Origin of the sequence: Agromyces albus (assembly GCF_030815405.1) — a bacterium.
Lineage (GTDB): Bacteria > Actinomycetota > Actinomycetes > Actinomycetales > Microbacteriaceae > Agromyces > Agromyces albus_A.
In genome coordinates, this window is record NZ_JAUSWX010000001.1 from 3,163,913 (window position 1) to 3,182,195 (window position 18,283).

Sequence of the window (18,283 nt, forward strand, 5' to 3'; positions counted from 1 at the left end):
ACAAGGATGGCTGGCCTGCGCTGCACTACCTGCAGCAGCTCTTCGCCTACAACGTGCCGAGCGACGTGCTGCACGACGATTTCTCCCCCCGACACCGCGACGCTCGACGACCCGGGCTACGTCGCGTCGCTCGAGCAGTTCAAGACCCTCGTCGACGAGTGCACCGACACCGGCAGCGGCACGAACGGCGTGCTCTACACGACGGCGCAAGAGGCGCTCGCCGGCGGCCGGGCCGCGATGTACTACCAGGAGATCCTCGAGTTCGACACCGTCACCGCCGAGGGCAACGCCCTCACGCCCGAGAACTTCGGCATCTTCGCCCTTCCGGTCCCCGACGGCGGCAAGGGTGAGCCCGGCGCGATCGAGGGATCGCCCGAGGGATACCTCATCAACGCGAAGTCGCCGCGAGCCGCGCTCGCGGTGGACTTCATGAAGTTCGCCACGACGCCGGAGAATGCCGCAACGCTGTCGGCGCCGCCGTATGGACAACCGAGCACGATCGTCGGGGCGGTCACGCCCGAGACGTCGAGCGTCGCCGTGTACGAGGGCATCACGAAGGTGAACGAGGCATCCGAGATCATCATCTGGCTCGACACGGTCACGGTTCCCGAAGTGGCCGATGCCTGGCTCGCCGGCGGTGAGGCCCTGATCAGCGGGGGCTCCACTCCCGAAGAGGTGCTCGAGAGCGTGCGGAATGCTTCTGACGCAGCCGAGTAAGACCGTGGAGCGGGCGCCGGCGGCACAGGCCACCGGCGCCCAGCCCCCGCGCACGCCAAAGCGTCCCGGCATCCGTCGCCTGCTCGGCCTCGCCTGGATCCTGCCGGCCGTCGTGATGCTCGCGGTCTTCGTCTACCTGCCGCTCGTGCAGAACCTCGGGTTCAGCACGATCGAGTGGGACATCTACAGCGGCAGCCAGGAGTTCATCGGACTCGATAATTACGTGAAACTCGTCGGCGACCCGATCTTCTGGTCGGCGCTCGGCAACAACCTGCTCTACGCGGTCATCTCGCTCGGGTTCCAGGTGTTCGGCGCGATCGTGCTCGCCGCGATCATCGAGAGCATCCGCAGCGACGCGTGGCGGCGCGGTCTCCGAGCCGTGTACTTCATCCCCTCGGCGATCTCGCTCACCGTGGCAGGGCTCCTCTTCTACTTCATCTACGAGCCGAACCTCGGCCTGCTCAACCACGTGCTCGACGGCATCGGGCTGGGCTCGTGGGCGCAGCCGTGGCTCGGGCAAGAGAGCACGGCCATGGTCGCCGTGATCGCGATGAGCCAGTGGCAGGGGTTCGGCTACTCGACGCTGCTCTTCGCGGTGGCGATCCAGCGCATCCCCTCGGAGCTCTACGAGGCCGCCTCCATCGACGGCATCGGCGCGATTCGCCGCTTCTTCACGATCACGCTGCCGCTCGTGCGGGAGATGACGGGCCTCATGATCATCGTCACGATCTCGGGCGCGTTCCAGGTCTTCAACGAGGTCATGGTCATGACGTCGGGCGGGCCGAACAACTCGACCCAGGTGCTCGGCACGTGGCTCTACCGCAACGGCTTCGTTCGCAACGACTTCGGCTACGCCGCCGCGATCGCCACGGTCATCTTCGTCGTCACGCTCGCGATCGCCCTCGTGCAGTTGTGGATCAACCGTCGCAGAAGGGTGGAATGGTGACGAGACTCACCTTCGCCGGGCTCATCACCCGGGTGTTCATGTGGACGTTCCTGCTCTGCCTCGTCGTGGTCGTCGTCTACCCGCTCGCGTGGATGGTGCTGAACGGCTTCAAGACCAACACCGAGCTCTTCGGCAACCCGTTCGCGCTGCCCCTGCAGCTCGACTGGCAGAACTACACGGCGGCGTGGAATCGCGGCGTGAGCAACTACCTCACGACGAGCATCCTGGTGACGGTGACCTCCACGATCGCCACCGTGTTCATCAGCGCGTGGGCGGCCTACGGGCTCACGCGCGTGAACATCCCGTTCAGCCGCACGGCGGCCACGCTCATCCTCGGCGGACTCATGCTCGCACCGACGGTGGCGCTCGTTCCGCTCGTGAAGATGTTCCAGTCGATGGGCCTCTACAACACGTTCTGGGCGCTGCTCATCCTCTACACGGCATTCCGCATCCCGTTCACGACGTTCCTCATCCGGGCGTACATGATCGACCTGCCGCGCGAGATCGACGAGGCGGCCGAGGTCGACGGCGCGAGCCGATGGACGGCGTTCTGGCGCATCATCCTGCCGATGTGCCGGCCGATCATCATCTCGACGATCGTGCTGCACATCCTCTTCGCGTGGAACGAGTACCTCTTCGCGATGGTGTTCACGAGCGGCACCGAGATGCAGACCCTGCCGGTCGGGCTCACGAGCCTCATGAGCAAGCACGGCACCGACTACCCCGTCGTGTTCGCCGGCATGGTGATCGCCGCCCTGCCTGTGGTGATCCTCTTCTTCGTGAGCCAGCGCTACTTCATCAAGGGACTCGCCGACGGGATCGGCAAGTGAGCGGCATCCGCATCCCCTCACCGCAATCGGAAGGCAACTCGGAAGGCAACGCGATGGGCATCTCGCTCGACCAGATCACCGGCTCGAACTTCTCGTACCAGCACTTGCCGTTCGAACGGTTCCTCGACGACATGGTCGAACTCGGCCGCGAGCGCGTCGAGCTGTGGGGCATCGCCCCGCAACTGCACATCCCGCAGTTGAGCACCGGCGAGGCACGGGGCATCCGTCGCCGCATCGCCGCGCGCGGCCTCGCCGTGCACTGCCTCACGCCCGAGCAGGTGATCTACCCCGTGAACGTCGCCTCCCCGTCGCCGTGGCTGCGCGAATCGAGCATCGCGATGTTCCGGCACGCCGCCGAGCTGTGCGTCGAGCTCGAAGCGCCGCTGCTGTTCCTCACGCCGGGGCGTGGTTTCGAGAACGAGGCGACGGATGCCGCGTGGCGGCGTTCGGTCGACGCCATCGGCGAGATCGCGGGCTACGCGTCGACGCTCGGCGTCGAGTGTGTGCTCGAGCCGCTGCAGCGCGTGGAGTCGAACCTCGTCAACGACTCGGCCGCCCTGGCGAGGATGCTCGACGACATCGCGGCGCCCAACCTCGGGGCGGCGCTCGACACCGTGGCGATGGCCACCGCCGGCGAGACCGTCGACGACTACTTCGCGGCCCTCGGCGACCGGATCCGCCACGTGCACCTCATCGACGGCAAGCCCAACGGGCACCTCGCCTGGGGCGACGGCGAACTGCCGCTCGCCGAGTACCTCGAGGCGCTCGGCCGCCACGGCTATGCCGGGTTCATGACCTTCGAGCTCTTCGGCGACGGGTCGTACGCGTTCGATCCGCACGCCGCGCTCGAGCGGTGCTTCGCCGCCGTCGAGCGCGCGCTCGTGGCCGCGTGACCACCCACGCCGCTCGCACCTTCGCACCACTCGTGCCTCCGCACCACCCGCACCTCCGCACCATCCGCACCCTGAAAGGACCACCATGCTGAACTTCGACGACGAGCGATTTCTTCGCATCCAGGCGGGCGCCGTCGCGCTCGCCGAGCCCATCGACGCCTTCATCTCCGAGCGTCTCGCCGCGGGCGCGACGAACGTCTTCTTCCTCGGCTCGGGCGGCGCCGGCATCCTCATGCAGCCCGCCGTGCGCCTCCTGCAGACCCGGTCGACGTTCCCGACGTTCCACGAGATGCCCGCCGAGCTCGTCGAGACGGGGTCGGTGCACCTCGGTGCCGGTTCGATCGTGGTGATCCCGTCGCTCTCGGGCACGACGGCGGAGAGCATCCGCGTGCTCGAGTACGCGCAGGAGCGCGGCGCGACCGTGCTCACCCTGACCGGTCATCCCGACACTCCGCTCGCCGAGGCGGCCGACCTCAACCTCACGACGTTCGCGGCCGACGACACGTCGAGCGAGACCTTCTCGGTGCAGTCGCTGCTCGTCGCCCTCTCGATCATGCGCGCGCGGGGCGAGTTCCCCGACTACGACGCCGTGCTCGAACAGCTGCAGGCACTGCCCGATGCGCTGCTCGGCGTGAAGCGCGGCTTCGAGGAACGGGCCGCCGAGCTCGCGCGGGTGATCGCGGCATCCGACTTCCACGTCATCACCGGTGCGGGCGCGAGCTGGCCCGAGGCGTTCTACTACGGCATGTGCATCCTCGAGGAGATGCAGTGGATCCGCACCCGCCCGGTGCACGCATCGGACTTCTTCCACGGCACCCTCGAGCTGCTCGAACCCGGCGTGAGCGTCATCGCGCTCAAGGGTGAAGACGCGGGCCGCGCGCTCGTCGAGCGCGTCGAGGCGTTCGTGCCGCGCGTCACCGACTCGCTCATAGTCATCGACACCGCCGACTTCGAGCTGCTCGGCTTCACGCCCGAGGTACGGGCCCTCCTCGCGCCGGCGCTGCTCGCGACGGCGCTCGAGCGCGTGAGCGCCCACCTCGAGGTGCTGCGCGATCACCCGCTCACCACCCGCCGGTACTACCGGCAGTTGCAGTACTGAGCGAGCGGATGCGTCGGATGCCGCGTGCTCCTCGCGCGCCGTTCGTCGTGGCTGCCGTCGGCGACAACACGATCGACCGCTACGTCGGCGACGAGCGCGATCGCTACGTTGGCGGCAACGCCTACAACGTGGCCGCGCAGCTCGCGGGTCGCGGACGCGACGTCGCCTACTTCGGCGCCGTCGGCGAAGACGGCAACGCTCGAGCGATCGCCCGCGGCCTGCACCGCGCGGGCGTCGATGCGGTCGGCCTCGTCACGGCGCGGGGTGCGACGGCGGTCACGACGATCCGGGTCGACGCGGGGGAGCGGGTGTTCGAGAGCGAGGAGTTCGGCGTGACCGCCGACTACTTCCCGAGCGAGGAGCACCTCGAGCTGCTCGCCGGCGCTCGCTGGGTGCACGTCGGCATGCTGCCGCGGGCGGATGAGCTGCGCGAGCGGCTCGCGGCCCGCCGCGGTGCCGGGCGCGCTGCCGGTCCCGGGCTCGGCGGCGGCCTCGGGCCCGCCGTGAGCCAGGATTGCGCCGTCACGCAGGGCTTCACGGGACTGGATGTCGCGTTCGGCTCGGTCGGCGAACACGGCGACGCCCGCACCTGGGCGCTCTCCGCCCTCGCCGGCGGCGCGGCCACCGCGGTCGTCACTCGTGGGGCGGCCGGGGCGATCGCCACCGACGGCTCCGCGTGGTTCGAGCAGCCGGCTGTGCCCGTCGAGGTCGTCGATACCACCGGAGCGGGCGACGCCTTCATCGCCGGCTACATCGACGCCCGTGTCAACGGGCTCGACCAGCCTGCTGCCCTGAATCAGGGGGCCCGCTGGGCCGCGGCCGCGTGCGGCCACCGGGGCGGGTGGCCGCACGCCCTCGTCACGGCGTCGCGGTGAGCTCGTGCTCGCGCGTGAACCGCGCAGAGCGGAACGTCGCGAGCAACGGTGACGCGACGCCTGTTGCGATCTCCTCGGCGAGCAGTTCGCCTGTGATGAGGCCGAGCGTCGCCCCGCTGTGGCTGAACGCGGCGTAGAGTCCGCCGATCTCCTCGATCGCGCCGATCACGGGCTCGCCGTCGGCCGGGATCGGCTTGAATCCCGCGCCGACATGGTCGAGCTCGAGCGTCGGGTTGCCGGCGAGCACGCGCGAGCCCTGCTCGAGCAGGCGATCGAGTGTCGCGTCGTGAACCACGATCGCACCGTCATCCGCGATCTCGATCTCCTCTTCCGACCAGGCCGAGTCGAGAGCGAGTCCGCCGCCGACGGTGCGGCGCACCGCGACGAGCGGAGTGTTCAGCACGGCGACGAGCTCGGTGTCGACGGGCTTCGTGAAGGCCACGAACGCCACCGGACTCTGGGTGCCGATGGTCACGCCGAGCCTGGCGAGGTGGTCGGGCACGTCGGGGCCGGTGGCGAGCACGACGGCGTCGGCGACGATGCGTTCACCTGACTCCGTGCGGACGCCGATCACGCGGTCGTCCTCGACGACGGGCTGCGCGTCGCCGGCGTTCTCGATGATCGTTCCGCCTCGCCGAGTGAGTTCAGCGATGAGCACCGCGATCACTGACGGCAGGTCGACCCAGCCCTCGCCCGGGTTGAAGATCGCGCCCTCGGCGGCGACCGAGGCCGGATTGACGCCCGGCGTCACGGCCGCGATCTCGCCGGCCGAGAGCCACCGGGCGTCGTAGCCGATCGAGCGCTCGTAGGCGAAGACGTCGGCGAACGACTCACCCTCGGGCGCCCACGTGAGACCGCCCGTGAAACGGAGGTAGTCACTGCTGCCCGGCACGCGGGCCGACCAGGTGCGGTACCGATCGATCCCGGCGAGTCGCAGGGCATGGTACTCCGCTGAGCGCTGACCCGCGGAGTTGAGCCACGCGAGCGAGCGCCCCGAGGCGCCGCTGCCGAGCGCAGCGTCGGTCACGAGCGTCACGCGCACGCCGCGGCGCGCGAGCTGGGCGGCGGTCGACGCTCCGAAGATGCCGCCTCCGACGACGGCGACGTGGCTGGGGAGTGGGCTGGTCATGGTGTTCCTTCTCTTTCGTGATTCGACCGGGCGCGCTCGGGCCCGGAGGTGGTGCGGGTCAGCGGCGACCGGAGCCGTGCGCGGCCTCGATGTGCTCGAGTACGCCGACCGCGTCGGCCGGATCGACGGGCATCGGTGCTCCGCGCAACAGGGCGTCGGCGAGCCCGCCGTAGAAGCCCGCGTAGTCGCCGCGCTCCATCGGCTCGGGGTGAACGTCGTCAGCCGCCCCGACGACGCCCCACCGTTCCTCGGGCGTCTCGCCGAATCCGGGATCGGTCGGCCGCGCGCCCGCGAGCAAGGCCGGCTCCTGGCCGTCGAGGCCCCAGCTCGTGAACCCGGCTTCGGAGCCGAGCACGTGGAGCCGAGGCCCGAACGCCGGGGCGACCGAGCTCATCCAGAGGTGGGAGGTAACGCCCGAGGCGTGCTCCAACGCGAGGAAGACATCATCGTCGGCCGCGGCATCCGCTCTCCTCGAGCGCACCTCGGCGTGCAGTTCGGCGACCTCGCCGAAGAGCTGCACGGCCTGGTCGATGAGGTGAGTGCCGAGGTCGAAGAGGATGCCTCCACCGTCGGCGACCGGCGTCGCGGTCTTCCACGAGGCGGGCGGCTGGGGCTTCCACCACTCGAACCGCGACTCGAACCGGCGCACCTCGCCGAGCCGGCCGGACCCGATGAGCCGCCGGACGGTGCGGAAGTCGCCGTCCCACCGGCGGTTCTGGAACACGGTGAGCGGCACGCCGAGGCGGCGAGCCCGCTCGACGAGGGCCGCGCCTTCAGCCGCGGTCGTCGCGAACGGCTTGTCGACGACCACGGCGAGTCCGGCGTCGAGGGCGGCCGCGGCGATCGTCGCGTGCGTCGCGGGCGGCGAGCCGATGACGACGAGGTCGAGCACGTCGCGGCGGTCGAGCACGTCGTCGAGCGATGCGACGACGGCGGCCGACGGATGCTCGGCCGCGGCATCCGCTCGGCGGCGCTCGTCGCTCGTGACGATGACGTCGAGCGAGAACTCGGGGTTCGCGGCGAGGAACGGCGCGTGGAAGATGCGGCCCGAGGTGCCGAAGCCGATGACGGCCGTGCGGATCGGCGCCGCGGGCGACATCCGCGCGCCGCTCACAGCACCTCCGAGAGGAAGCGCTGCAGGCGCGGACTCTTCGGGCGGTCGAACAGGTCTTCCGGAGTGCCCGCCTCGACGACGCGGCCCTCATCCATGAACACGACCTGGTCGGCGACCTTCCGCGCGAAGCCCATCTCGTGGGTGACGACGAGCATCGTCATGCCGCGCTGGGCGAGGCTCGCCATGAGGTTCAGCACGCCCTTCACGAGTTCAGGGTCGAGCGCGCTCGTGGCCTCGTCGAAGAGCATGACCTCGGGCTCCATCGCGAGAGCGCGGGCGATCGCGACCCTCTGCTGCTGGCCGCCCGAGAGATCGCGGGGCCGGTGGTCGGTGCGGTCGCCGAGACCGACCTCGGCGAGCCGCTCGTTCGCGATGCGGTTGGCCTCGGCACGCGAGAGTCCCTTCACGTTCCGTAAGGCGAGCGCGACGTTCTGCTCGGCGCTGTGGTCGGGGAAGAGGTTGAAGTGCTGGAAGACGAGCCCGATGCGACGGCGCACCGAGTCGGGCTTCTGGGTGAGCACGCTCCGGCCGGCGAGCAGCACGTCGCCGCTCTTCGGTTCGTGCAGGCGGTTCACGCCCCGCAGGAGGGTCGACTTGCCCGAGCCCGACGGCCCGATGATGCACGTCGTCGTGCCGGGCGCCACCGCGAGGCTCACGTCGGTGAGCACATCGATGTCGCCGTAGGCCATCGAGAGGTCGACGAGCTCGAGGCTCGAGCCCTCGTAGAGGTGGCCGTCTGCGACGGGCACTGGCGAGGTGGAGGTCATGTGTTGCTCCCGTAGGTGAGGGGCTGGACGGGGGTGATCTCCTCGACCTCGTCGAGGCCGCTCTTCGGCGGCGCGGCCTTCCGCCGGCCGGTGCGGAACCGATCGTCGAAGAAGTTCACGAGGTGGGTGAGCGGCACGGTGATGACGAGGTAGAAGAGGCCCGCCATCACGAGCGGCGACAGGTTGCCGGTGAGCACCGCGGCGTCCTGTCCGACCCGGAACAGCTCGCGCTCCGAGACGAGGAGGCCGAGGAAGTACACGAGGCTCGAGTCCTTCACGATCGCGATGAACTGGTTCACGAGCGCCGGGAGCACCCGCCGGATGCCCTGCGGCACGACGACGAGGCGCATCGCCTTGCCGTAACTCATGCCGAGGGCGCGGCACGCCTCGAGCTGGCCGCGGTCGACGCTCTGGATGCCCGCCCGGAAGATCTCGCCGATGTAGGCGCTCGCGATGAGGCTGAGGGCGAGGATGCCGAGCGGATACGGCGAGGGGCCGAAGACCTGCTGGCTGAACCTGGCGAAGCCCTGCCCGATGAGGAGGATCGTGAGGATCGCGGGCAGGCCCCTGAAGACGTCGGTGTAGATGCGCGCCGGCACCCGCAGCCAGCGCGAGGTCGAGATGCCCATGATCGCCACGATCATTCCGAGCACGACGCCGATGACGGTCGCCCAGATCGAGATCACGAGGGTGTTCACGAGCCCGACGCCGAGCAACTGCGGGAAGACCTGCCACATCGCGTCGAAGTCGAAGAAGGTCTTGATGATGTTGTCGAGCCAGTCCATGGTGTGCTCCGGTGGTGGGGGATGATCCGGTGCGGGTCACGCGACGCTGTACGCGAGTGCTGCTGTGCGCAGATGCTCTGCACGACCCGCACCGGAGTGCTCGCGGTGAGCTATTCGGTCTGCTCCGCCGACGGCAGGTACTGCTCGGGCATCGGCGAGCCCGGGAACCACTTCTCGTAGAGCTCCTTCCAGGTGCCGTCCTCCATCGCGGCGGCGAGCGCCTCGTTGAGCGCCTGCTGGAACTCGGTGTTGCCCTTCGCGATCGCGAACCCGGCCGGTGCGTCGAACGAGGGGATGTCGAGCGCGTTCACGAGCCCGTACTGCTCGCCGTACTCCTTGGCGGCTTCGTAGTCGAGGAAGTGCGCGTCGATGCTGCCGCTGTTTACCGCCGAGATCGCGGCGTTGTTGTCGGGGAAGCGAACGAGCTCGGTCTCGGTGAAGTGCTTCACCGCGTAGGCCTCCTGCAGGGTGCCCTGCACGACGCCGAGGCGCTTGCCGGCGAGGCCGGCCTCGTCGGCGATGCCCGCGTCGGGATGTGCCATCACGGTGAGGTACCCCGCGAGGTAGCCCTCCGAGAAGTCGACGGTCTGCTTGCGCTCGTCGGTGATGCCGATGGCGGCGACGCCGACGTCGAACTGGCCGTTCGCCACAGCGGCGAGGAGGCCAGAGAAGTCCTGGCCGGTGAAAACGACGTCGTCGACGCCGATGCGGCTCGCGACATCCGTGAAGAGCTCGACGTCGAAGCCGGTGAACTCTCCCGACTCGTCGGTGAAGGTGTAGGGCTTCGCGTCGCCGAGACTCGCGACCCGGATCTGGCCGGGGGTGATCAGGTTGTAGGGATTGTCTTCGGTCTCGGCGGCCGATCCGCCGCCGGCGCAGGCGGAGAGGGCGAGGGCGGCCGCCGCGGCGAGCGCGACGATCGCCGAGCGACGGTGGTGCGTACGTTGCGTCACGGGAGTTCCTGTTCTGTGGGGGTTCGATGCAGTGGGTGATGCGGGAAACGCGAGGCGCCGAAGCGGGAAAGCCTCGAGCTCTTGTTGAGACCGGTCTCAATGTCGTAGATTGAGACCGGTCTCAATGCGTTTCTGGGACAGTACTCCGCGCTCGAGACATCCGTCAACACTTTTCTTCCTGGAGCATCGATGGCATCAGATTCGGCGAACGGCCGCCGCGAGACCACCGTGAGCGATGTCGCGGCGGCCGCCAAGGTCTCGAAGGCCACCGCCGCGCGAGCGCTCGGCGACTACGGCGCCGTGAGCGACGCCGTGCGCGATCGCGTGCTCGCGGCGGCCGAGCAGCTCGGCTATCGGCCGAATGCCCTGGCCAAGACGATGAGCACGGGCAAGTCGCACACGATCGGCATCGTCGTCGGCGACATCGAGAACCCGTTCTTCGCGCAGGCGACGAGGGGAGTGTCGGATGTCGCGAAGGCCGCCGGGTTCGACCTCCTGCTGTCGAACTCCGACGAGGAGGTCGACGCCGAAGACAGCGCGATCGCGGTGCTGCTCGCGAAACGCGTCGACGGGCTCATCGTCGCGCCCGCGTCATCCGTCGACACGCAGAGCCTGCAATCGGCGATCGCGACGGGCCGGCCGCTCGTGCTCTTCGACCGTGCAGCCGAGGGCGTCGACGTCGACACCGTCGTGGCCGACAACCGCGCGGGCGCGAGCCGGCTCGCCGAGCTGCTGCTCGCAGCCGGGCATCGGCGCATCGCGTTCGTCTCGACGATCGGCCATCCCGCCGAGTACCGGGCCGGCGACCGCCTGGCCTCGAGCTCGGTCGGCGATCGCGTCGCGGGCTTCGTCGCGTCGCTTCAGGAGGCCGGAGTGCCGGAGCCCGAGCGATTCGTGCGTCTGAACGCGCGCCGCGATGGCGTCGACACCATCGTTCGCGAACTGCTCGGCGATGGCGCCACCGCGATCGTGGCATCCGACAGCCTCGTGGCCCAGGCGGCGTTCCGCACCATTCGCGACCTGGGGCTCGTGATCCCCCACGACGTGTCGCTCGTGGCGTTCGACGACGCCGACTGGACGAGCCTCTCGGCGCCCGCGATCACCGTGATGTCGCAGCCGATCCACGAGATCGGCGCCGAGGCTGCGCGACTGCTCGTGCGCCGGATGGCCGGCCACGGCGGCCCCGCCGAGACGACGGTGCTGCCACAGCGACTCATCGAACGAGAGTCGATCGCACCGCCGCGCCCGCCGGTCCGATGATCGCGTAGCGCCGGGCGCCGGCACGGCGAAGCCCGCCCTGCCTGGGCGGCGGGGCGGGCTTCGCGGGCGTGTTCGCCGGTGGGTCAGCTGGCCGAAGCCGTGACCTCCTTCTCGGCGCGCGGGGCGGCCTGCACGGCCACCTTGCGCGGCTTGGCCTGTTCACTCACCGGGATCACGACGCTCAGCACGCCGTTCTCGTAGTGTGCGCTGATGCCCGCAGTGTCGAGGCCGTCGCCCAGCGTGAGCTGGCGCAGGAACGACCCGCTCGGCCGCTCGCGCACGAGCCACTGCGTCTCCTCTTCGGAACGCAGGGTGCGCTCAGCGCGAATGGTGAGCAACTGCCCGTCGATGTCGACGTCGACCGAGCCCGGGTCGACCCCCGGAAGGTCGGCGTTCAGCACGTAGTGATCTCCGTCACGGTGCAGATCGATGGGCATGACCCGCGGTCCCTGCCTCGAGTCGAGCATGCTCGTAGCGAGGCGATCGAGCTCACGGAACGGGTCCCAGTACATTGCCATGGCTACTCCTCCCTAGTGCCGCGTTGCGGCGTTGTTCAAGACTTGAGTCGATGTCGCTCAAGTACCTTCAGATTAGCACTCTCCACATGAGAGTGCCAAGATGCCAATCGTCAAGAAATTGCCGCAATCCGGGGCCGGATGTCGCCGCAAGAACTCCGCTCAGCGCAGCTGCACGAGCTCCGTGATGTCGTCGTCGGGCAGCACGTCGGCGACGGCGGAGACCTCGATCGCCTCGACCGTCACGTTGCCGCCATACGCGCTGAGGAACGCCGTGTCGGCGGCATCGCGCCCGGTGGCGATGCGCACGAGCGACGAGCGCGGGGCGAGCGTCGTCGCATCCACGACGTGCCATGCGCCCTCGACATGGGCCTCGGCGACGGCGTGGAAGTCCATCGGGTCGAGCCCGGGCGCGTACACCGCGGCGAGCCGGGCGGGCACGTCGAGGGCCCGCAGCAGGCCGATCACGAGGTGCGCATAGTCGCGGCACACGCCCTCGCCGCCGAGGAGGGTGCGGATCGCGCCGTCCGTCGGCAGGCTCGACCCCGGCACGTACGTGAGGCGAGTGCCGACCCACGAGCTCACCGCCGCGAGGAGTTCGCGGCCCTCGAGACCCGAGAACTCGGCGCGAGCAGTGGCGGCGAGGTGGTCGGCCTCGCAATAGCGACTCGGCCGGAGGAATTCGAGCAGCTCGAGCTCGGTGACGGATGGCGCCTCGGCCTGCTCCTCGATCCTGGCCGAGTAGCTCATGGTGAGCGAACCCGCCGCGACGTCGACGATGTGGATGCGGCTGCCCGCGGCATCCGTCACCTCACGCGCTTTCACCAGCGCGCCGTCGTGCCGAAGCTCGAAGCGCTCCTCGGCCGGGCGGTCGGCCACCGCGACGATGAACGCGAGACGCGCCAGGTCGTCGATGTGGAGGGCGAGTTCGGCGGACACGGTTCGCTGCATGGAGAGCCCTCGTTCGAGCGGGCGGAGCGTGCCGAGCGGCACTGCTCCATTCTCGCCCAGCACGTACGCGCCACGGCTAGCCTTGGCGCATGAACTTCACCGCGACGTTCCGGGCGACGAAGCGTGTGCCGATCCTGCAGGTGCTGAAGGCAGCGGTCGCGACGATCGCGGCGTGGCTCGTGGCCGGCTGGCTGATCCCGGGGCCGCTGCCGGTGTTCGCGGCGATCGCAGCGCTGCTCGTCGTGCAGCCCAGCGTCAACCAGTCGTTCGGCAAGGCGATCGAGCGCAGCATCGGCGTGATCCTCGGCGTCGTCATCGCGACGGGCATCTCGCTCGGGCTCGGCCAGAGCAGCTGGATCATCCTCGCCGCCATCATGATCGCGATGCTCGTCGCGTGGGCGCTCAAGATGACGCCCGGCACCTCGAACCAGGTCGCGATCAGCGCGATGCTCGTGCTCGCACTCGGATCCGCGTCACCCGAATACGCGTTCGATCGCGTGATCGAGACGCTCATCGGCGCCGCGATCGGCATCGTCGTGAACGCGCTCATCGTGCCGCCCGTGGCCGTGGCGCCCGCCCGCGGCGAGGTCGCGCTGCTCGGAGGCGAGCTCGCGGCATCCGTCGACCGCCTCGCCGACGCGGTCGAGCAGCGACGATCCCCCGGCGCGGTCGATGCGCTCATGATCGAGGCCCGGCTGCTGCGACCGATGCGGGATGCCGCGGATGCCGCGATCGCCGCCGGCGAGGAGTCGCTCACCCTCAACCCGCGCCGGTCGGCGCACCGCTCGGAGCTCGTGCAGCTGCGGGAGCTGCTCGAACGCCTGAGCCCCATCGTCACCCAGGTCATCGGCATGACGCGCGCGTTCGCCGACCACTACGACGACGCGCTGCACGACGAGCCCACCGTGCGGGCGATCGCCGAGCAACTGCGACGGGTCGCGCACGACGTGCGCCTGCTCGTGCGCGTGGCCGAACCCGAGCCCGAGCCGATGACGTCGGAAGTGCCCGCGCTGACGTCGGCGCTCGTGGTGACGCCGCCCAAGTCGGGGCACTGGATCCTCGTCGGCTCACTCATGGAAGACCTGCGGCGCATCCGCGGCGAGCTCGTCGGCGATTAGCGCACCAGCGATCCACGCTGTGCAGTGAGCCTCCCTCACCCGGCGACGCCTGCCTAGACTGGGCGCGTGCTCTTCGCCGTCATCGTGTTCGCGGTCATTCCCGCGTTCCTCATCCTCGGGTTCGGCCTCGCCGCGCGTGCGGTCGCCGCCCAACGGGTGACACCGGGCGTCGTGCAGTATGCGCCCGAGCGCGGGTCCACGGTGTTGCGCGACGCGCTGCTGCTCGAGGCCGACCGGCGTGCGGCATCCGCTGCCCTCATCGATCTCGCGGTGAAGCGCAAGGTGAAGATCGTCGCTGGCAGCAGGCGAGAGCCGATCGGCGTCGAACTCGAATCGAACGTCATCCTCACCGCCGAAGAGGTGGCGCTGCTCGAGGTGTTGTTCGGCCCCGAGCACACCCCGGGGCGCGTGCGCCGCTTCTCGTCAGCCAGGCGGGCACTCGGCAGCCGGCTGCGCACGCTCGTGTTCACCACCGAGCACGCCCTCGCTCGCGATGGCCTCATCGCCGAACGCCGCGTCACCTGGCCCGGCGTGACGCTCACCGTGCTCGCCTATCTCGGCATGCTCGTCGAGGTGCTGTTCCTCGTCTTCACCATCATCGATGGCGACTGGCCGGCACTCATCCTCACGATCGTCGCCCTGGCGGCCACCGTCGCCACGATCTTCGTCACGCCCGGGTGGTGGCGGCACTTCCTGCCGCCGTCGCAACCGAAACGAGAACACCTCGCGGGGCTGCGCCAGTACATGGAGCTCGCCGAGGCCGATCGACTGCGAGTGCTGCAGTCGCCGAGCGGGGCGATGCTGCGGGCGACGGATGCCGCGAGCGGCCGAGTCGAGCTGCGTGCGACGGATGCCGCGGCCGGTGCCGGTGCCGGCCCCGCGAGCTCGCCGAGCGACGAGCCCCAACCCGACGCCGCCGCCGACCCGCTCGCCCGCTTCCACCTGCACGAGCGCCTGCTCCCCTACGCCATGCTCTTCGGACTCGAACGCGAGTGGATCGCCAAACTCAAGCTCGACGGCGCCGCCGTCGAGCGCACGAACCTCGACACCGTGGGCGACCTCCTCGAGTTGACCGCCGAGATCGCCGACGCCATCGACGCGGTCGGGAGCCTCAGCGAGCTCCCCGCAGCCGTCGGCGATCTCACCGACGGCGCCGGTTCCGTCATCACCGCCGTGAGCGACATCTTCGACCTGTTCCCATGACGACCGAGCAGCACATCACGATCGACGTCGACGGCACGCCCGTGTCGGGTGTGTACGCGCGCCCAGCGGATTCCGCCGCCACGATCGTCGTCGCCCACGGTGCGGGCGCCGGCATGGAGCATCCGTTCATGGCCGGCTTCACGCGGGCGCTGAACGACGACGGGTTCGCGACGCTGCGCTTCAACTTCGCCTACCGTGAGGCCGGCCGCCGCTTTCCCGATCGCCCTCCGGCTGCCATCGCGGCATGGCGGGCGGCGACGGATGCCGCAGCCGCTCGCGGTTCCGAGGGTGAGCCGATCTGGGCCGCGGGCAAGTCCTTCGGCGGCCGCATGGCCTCGATGGCCGTCGCCGACGGCATGGCCGTCGCCGGACTCATCTACCTCGGCTACCCGCTGCACCCGCCGGGCAAGCCAGAGAAGGCGCGCGACGAGCACCTGCCCGGCATCACGGTGCCGATGCTGTTCCTCCAGGGCCGCAACGACCCGTTCGCGATCCCGAACGGGCAGCTCGATGAACTCGTCGCCCGCATCGGCCCCACCGCCACCCTCGATTGGATCGAGAATGCGAACCACTCATTCGAGGTGAAGGGCGCGAAGCGGCCCGCCGCCGAGGTCGGCGCCGGACTCGCCCCGCGCGTCACGGAGTTCGTGAGCGGGCACTCGTAGTCGCTGGCACCTGCAGTGGGGGCGCACGCAGTGTGGTCAGGGCAGTACCTCGCTCGGTAGCCTGTAATTGCTGACCCGGAAGCACGTTCTGCTCGAGTTCCACCGAAAAGATCGGCCGACATGGTTCAGACAGCGATTCGCGCGACATTCTTCGACTTCATCGACGATCCGTGGAAGCACGTCGGTGAAGAACACCGGGCCGCCCGATTCGTCCACGACGGCTTGCTGGTGATCGACGACGGGATGATCGTCGCGTTCGGCGACTACCAAGACATCTCGGGCGACTATCCGAACGTCGAGGTCACAGAAATCCCGGGCCGTCTGATCACACCGGGTTACATCGATGGGCACATCCACTTCCCGCAGACCCGCATGCTCGGTGCCTACGGCGAGCAGTTGCTGCCCTGGCTCGAGAAGTCGGTGTTCCCCGAGGAGATGAGGTACGGCGACCGGGAGTACGCCGAAGATGGCGCCAAACGGTTCTTCGACACCCTCCTGGCATCTGGTACGACGACCTGTCAGGCGTTCACGAGCAGCTACAAGGTGACCACCGAAGTGTTCTTCGACGAGGCAGCGAAACGGAACATGCGGGTGATCGGCGGTCTGACCGGCATCGACAGGTTCGCTCCCGATGACTACCTCGTGACACCCGAGAGCTTCTACGCCGACAGCGCAGACCTGATCGATCGGTACTCGGCTGCCGGTCGCAACCTGTACGCCATCACTCCGCGGTTCGGATTGGGCGCCAGCAAGGAGCTGCTCGAGCAATGCCGGCGTCTCAAGGAGGCGAATCCGGATCTGTGGGTGAACACGCACATCTCCGAGAATCCGGCTGAGATCCGGGCTGTGCTCGCGGTACATCCGGATTGCGACGACTATCTCGGCGTCTACGAGAAATACGGCTTGGTCGGTCCGAGGTTCTCGGGCGGCCACGGGATCTGGCTGAGTGACAGCGAGTTCCGGCGGTTCGCGGCGTCCGGCGCATCCGTCACCTTCTGCCCGTCATCGAACCTGTTCCTCGGGAGCGGTCTGTTCCGACTTGGACGCGCCACGGATCCCGAGCATCGCGTGAAGCTGTCGTTCGGCACCGACATGGGCGGTGGCAACCGGTTCAGCATGCTGAACGCGCTGGAAGACGCGTACAAGGTCGGGATGCTCAACAACACCCTTCTCGATGGCAGCGTGAACCCTCGCGAGCAAGACCTCGAGGAAGCCGAACGGAACAAGCTCTCCCCGTATCGCGCGTTCTACTCGATCACGTTGGGTGCGGCCGAGGCGCTCTCCATCGATGAATGGGTCGGCAACTTCGAGGTCGGCAAGGAGGCCGACTTCGTGGCCCTCGACTGGACTGCCGGTCCGCCCGCGATGGAGTGGCATCAAAGCCTGCTCGTGGACGAGCACGGGCCGGCCAGCACGGAGGACGCCGCTGCCCTGTTGTTCGGCGTGATGATGGTCGGCGACGAACGGTGCGTCGACGAGACCTGGATCATGGGTGAGCGCGCCTACAAGAAGGCGTGATCCATGCCGGCGAACCTGATCATCCATCGCCGTGTCGCCGACGCTGATCATCCCGCGTACGCAGAATGGGAGAAGCGGGTTGGCGATGCGTTATCGTCCTGGCCGGGATACCTCGATCGTTGGGTTCTGCCGCCGACGCCGCCCGGCCAGGTCGACTGGATCACGGCCCAGCGGTTCTCGACCGTCGACGCTGCTCGCGGATGGTTGCACAGCGCGGAACGTGGTGCGCTCCTCCGAGATGCAGACCCGATGTTCGTGGGAAACGACAACGTCCAGCTCTACACAGGTGATCATGAGGAACGCTCGGAGTTGGTGTCTGCGGTGATCGCCACTCGGCTGCCGGCGGAACGAGAACACGACTTCCTCGAGTGGCAGAGCGAGGTGATGGAGGCGGAGTCGCGGTTTGAAGGCTTCCGCGGCCACCGTCTGCAAGCCCCGGCGCCGGGGCTGAGCGACGACTGGGTGATGCATCTTTCGTTCGACACCGACGAGCACCTGTCGGCATGGCTCCAGTCGGACGAGCGGCAGGAGCTCCTGGCGAAAGGCTCGGCGTTCAACGAGAACATGTCGCTCACTCGATCCGCGGTCGGCTTCGGGTTCTGGGCACCGGGCCCGGGTGCTGACGATCCGGTGTTCAAGAACAACCTGCTCGTGCTGTTGATGCTGTATCCACTCGTCTACCTCTGGGGATACTTCGTGAGCGCACCCCTCATCGACAGTCACGGCGTGCCGATCTGGCTGTCGTTGTTCATCGGCAATCTCGTGAGCACGCAACTCCTCGGCTGGTTTCTCGTGCCGTGGGTGTTCGCCCGATTCTCCTGGTGGCTCGACGGCGGTGCCTCTCGGGGCGCCCGCGTGCTCGGATACGGCGCGGTCGTCACGCTGTACGTCGTGTCGATGGCGCTCTACGCGTGGTTGCTCGCGATTCGCGGCTGACGCCTGCCG

At 68.9% G+C, this 18,283-nt stretch carries 19 protein-coding genes; 12 read left to right on the top strand and 7 right to left on the bottom strand.

Features of this window, described 5'->3' with window-relative positions; all coding sequences use genetic code 11:
* Window positions 1–6: 6 nt before the first annotated feature.
* The 6 genes from QFZ29_RS14950 to QFZ29_RS14975 all read left to right on the top strand — a co-directional run bounded on the left by QFZ29_RS14950 (window position 7) and on the right by QFZ29_RS14975 (window position 5,360).
* Window positions 7–717 (top strand): extracellular solute-binding protein, encoded by a 711-nt coding sequence (locus QFZ29_RS14950; protein ID WP_306894835.1) that lies wholly within the window; start codon window positions 7–9, stop codon window positions 715–717.
* Window positions 695–1,663: a carbohydrate ABC transporter permease gene (locus QFZ29_RS14955; RefSeq protein WP_306894836.1), complete on the top strand. Its 969-nt coding sequence runs from the start codon at window positions 695–697 to the stop codon at window positions 1,661–1,663. Before QFZ29_RS14950 ends, QFZ29_RS14955 begins: the two co-directional genes overlap by 23 nt.
* Entirely contained in the window at window positions 1,657–2,493 is an 837-nt protein-coding gene (locus QFZ29_RS14960) for a carbohydrate ABC transporter permease (RefSeq protein ID WP_306894837.1), read from the top strand. The genes QFZ29_RS14955 and QFZ29_RS14960 overlap by 7 nt, the downstream gene beginning before the upstream one ends.
* On the top strand, window positions 2,490–3,386 hold the full coding sequence (locus QFZ29_RS14965) for a sugar phosphate isomerase/epimerase family protein (protein ID WP_306894838.1): 897 nt from the start codon (window positions 2,490–2,492) through the stop codon (window positions 3,384–3,386). The genes QFZ29_RS14960 and QFZ29_RS14965 overlap by 4 nt, the downstream gene beginning before the upstream one ends.
* 85 nt (window positions 3,387–3,471) lie before the next feature.
* Window positions 3,472–4,485 (top strand): SIS domain-containing protein, encoded by a 1,014-nt coding sequence (locus QFZ29_RS14970; RefSeq protein ID WP_306894839.1) that lies wholly within the window; start codon window positions 3,472–3,474, stop codon window positions 4,483–4,485.
* A 17-nt stretch (window positions 4,486–4,502) separates the two neighbouring features.
* Window positions 4,503–5,360, top strand: coding sequence for a PfkB family carbohydrate kinase (locus tag QFZ29_RS14975; RefSeq protein ID WP_306894840.1), 858 nt, complete (start codon window positions 4,503–4,505; stop codon window positions 5,358–5,360).
* On the opposite strand, the gene QFZ29_RS14980 is transcribed toward QFZ29_RS14975, so the two are convergent.
* The 5 genes from QFZ29_RS14980 to QFZ29_RS15000 all read right to left on the bottom strand — a co-directional run bounded on the left by QFZ29_RS14980 (window position 5,344) and on the right by QFZ29_RS15000 (window position 10,108).
* On the bottom strand, window positions 5,344–6,489 hold the full coding sequence (locus tag QFZ29_RS14980) for an NAD(P)/FAD-dependent oxidoreductase (RefSeq protein WP_306894841.1): 1,146 nt from the start codon (window positions 6,487–6,489) through the stop codon (window positions 5,344–5,346). The genes QFZ29_RS14975 and QFZ29_RS14980 overlap by 17 nt on opposite strands.
* 58 nt (window positions 6,490–6,547) lie before the next feature.
* Entirely contained in the window at window positions 6,548–7,603 is a 1,056-nt protein-coding gene (locus QFZ29_RS14985) for a Gfo/Idh/MocA family protein (protein WP_306894842.1), read from the bottom strand.
* The gene (locus QFZ29_RS14990) at window positions 7,600–8,370 is read right to left on the bottom strand and encodes an amino acid ABC transporter ATP-binding protein (protein ID WP_306894843.1); all 771 of its coding nucleotides are present in this window, start codon (window positions 8,368–8,370) and stop codon (window positions 7,600–7,602) included. Before QFZ29_RS14990 ends, QFZ29_RS14985 begins: the two co-directional genes overlap by 4 nt.
* Complete coding sequence (locus QFZ29_RS14995; RefSeq protein WP_306894844.1) at window positions 8,367–9,155, bottom strand: amino acid ABC transporter permease; 789 nt, start codon at window positions 9,153–9,155, stop codon at window positions 8,367–8,369. The genes QFZ29_RS14990 and QFZ29_RS14995 overlap by 4 nt, the downstream gene beginning before the upstream one ends.
* A gap of 110 nt (window positions 9,156–9,265) precedes the next feature.
* Window positions 9,266–10,108: an ABC transporter substrate-binding protein gene (locus QFZ29_RS15000; protein ID WP_306894845.1), complete on the bottom strand. Its 843-nt coding sequence runs from the start codon at window positions 10,106–10,108 to the stop codon at window positions 9,266–9,268.
* Between the two features lie 189 nt (window positions 10,109–10,297).
* On the opposite strand from QFZ29_RS15000, the gene QFZ29_RS15005 reads away from it, so the two are divergent.
* The gene (locus tag QFZ29_RS15005) at window positions 10,298–11,368 is read left to right on the top strand and encodes a LacI family DNA-binding transcriptional regulator (RefSeq protein WP_306894846.1); all 1,071 of its coding nucleotides are present in this window, start codon (window positions 10,298–10,300) and stop codon (window positions 11,366–11,368) included.
* Between the two features lie 83 nt (window positions 11,369–11,451).
* Here QFZ29_RS15005 and QFZ29_RS15010 read toward each other — a convergent pair whose 3' ends face one another.
* Both QFZ29_RS15010 and QFZ29_RS15015 read right to left on the bottom strand, forming a co-directional pair.
* Window positions 11,452–11,886 carry an Hsp20/alpha crystallin family protein gene (locus QFZ29_RS15010; protein ID WP_306894847.1) on the bottom strand — a complete coding sequence of 145 codons (435 nt, stop codon included), beginning with the start codon at window positions 11,884–11,886 and terminating at the stop codon, window positions 11,452–11,454.
* A 159-nt stretch (window positions 11,887–12,045) separates the two neighbouring features.
* The gene (locus QFZ29_RS15015) at window positions 12,046–12,834 is read right to left on the bottom strand and encodes a transglutaminase-like domain-containing protein (protein ID WP_306896746.1); all 789 of its coding nucleotides are present in this window, start codon (window positions 12,832–12,834) and stop codon (window positions 12,046–12,048) included.
* Between the two features lie 89 nt (window positions 12,835–12,923).
* Between QFZ29_RS15015 and QFZ29_RS15020 the strand changes: the two genes are divergently transcribed.
* From QFZ29_RS15020 to QFZ29_RS15040, 5 genes are all read left to right on the top strand, one after another.
* Window positions 12,924–13,952, top strand: a complete 1,029-nt coding sequence (locus QFZ29_RS15020) for an FUSC family protein (protein WP_306894848.1) — start codon at window positions 12,924–12,926, stop codon at window positions 13,950–13,952.
* 66 nt (window positions 13,953–14,018) lie between these two features.
* Window positions 14,019–15,155, top strand: coding sequence for a DUF2207 domain-containing protein (locus QFZ29_RS15025; RefSeq protein WP_306894849.1), 1,137 nt, complete (start codon window positions 14,019–14,021; stop codon window positions 15,153–15,155).
* Window positions 15,152–15,820, top strand: coding sequence for an alpha/beta hydrolase family protein (locus QFZ29_RS15030; protein ID WP_306894850.1), 669 nt, complete (start codon window positions 15,152–15,154; stop codon window positions 15,818–15,820). The genes QFZ29_RS15025 and QFZ29_RS15030 overlap by 4 nt, the downstream gene beginning before the upstream one ends.
* Window positions 15,821–15,940: 120 nt before the next feature.
* Window positions 15,941–17,338, top strand: coding sequence for a guanine deaminase (gene guaD, locus QFZ29_RS15035; RefSeq protein ID WP_306894851.1), 1,398 nt, complete (start codon window positions 15,941–15,943; stop codon window positions 17,336–17,338).
* 3 nt (window positions 17,339–17,341) lie between these two features.
* Window positions 17,342–18,274, top strand: coding sequence for an antibiotic biosynthesis monooxygenase (locus QFZ29_RS15040; RefSeq protein WP_306894852.1), 933 nt, complete (start codon window positions 17,342–17,344; stop codon window positions 18,272–18,274).
* Window positions 18,275–18,283 lie beyond the last annotated feature (9 nt).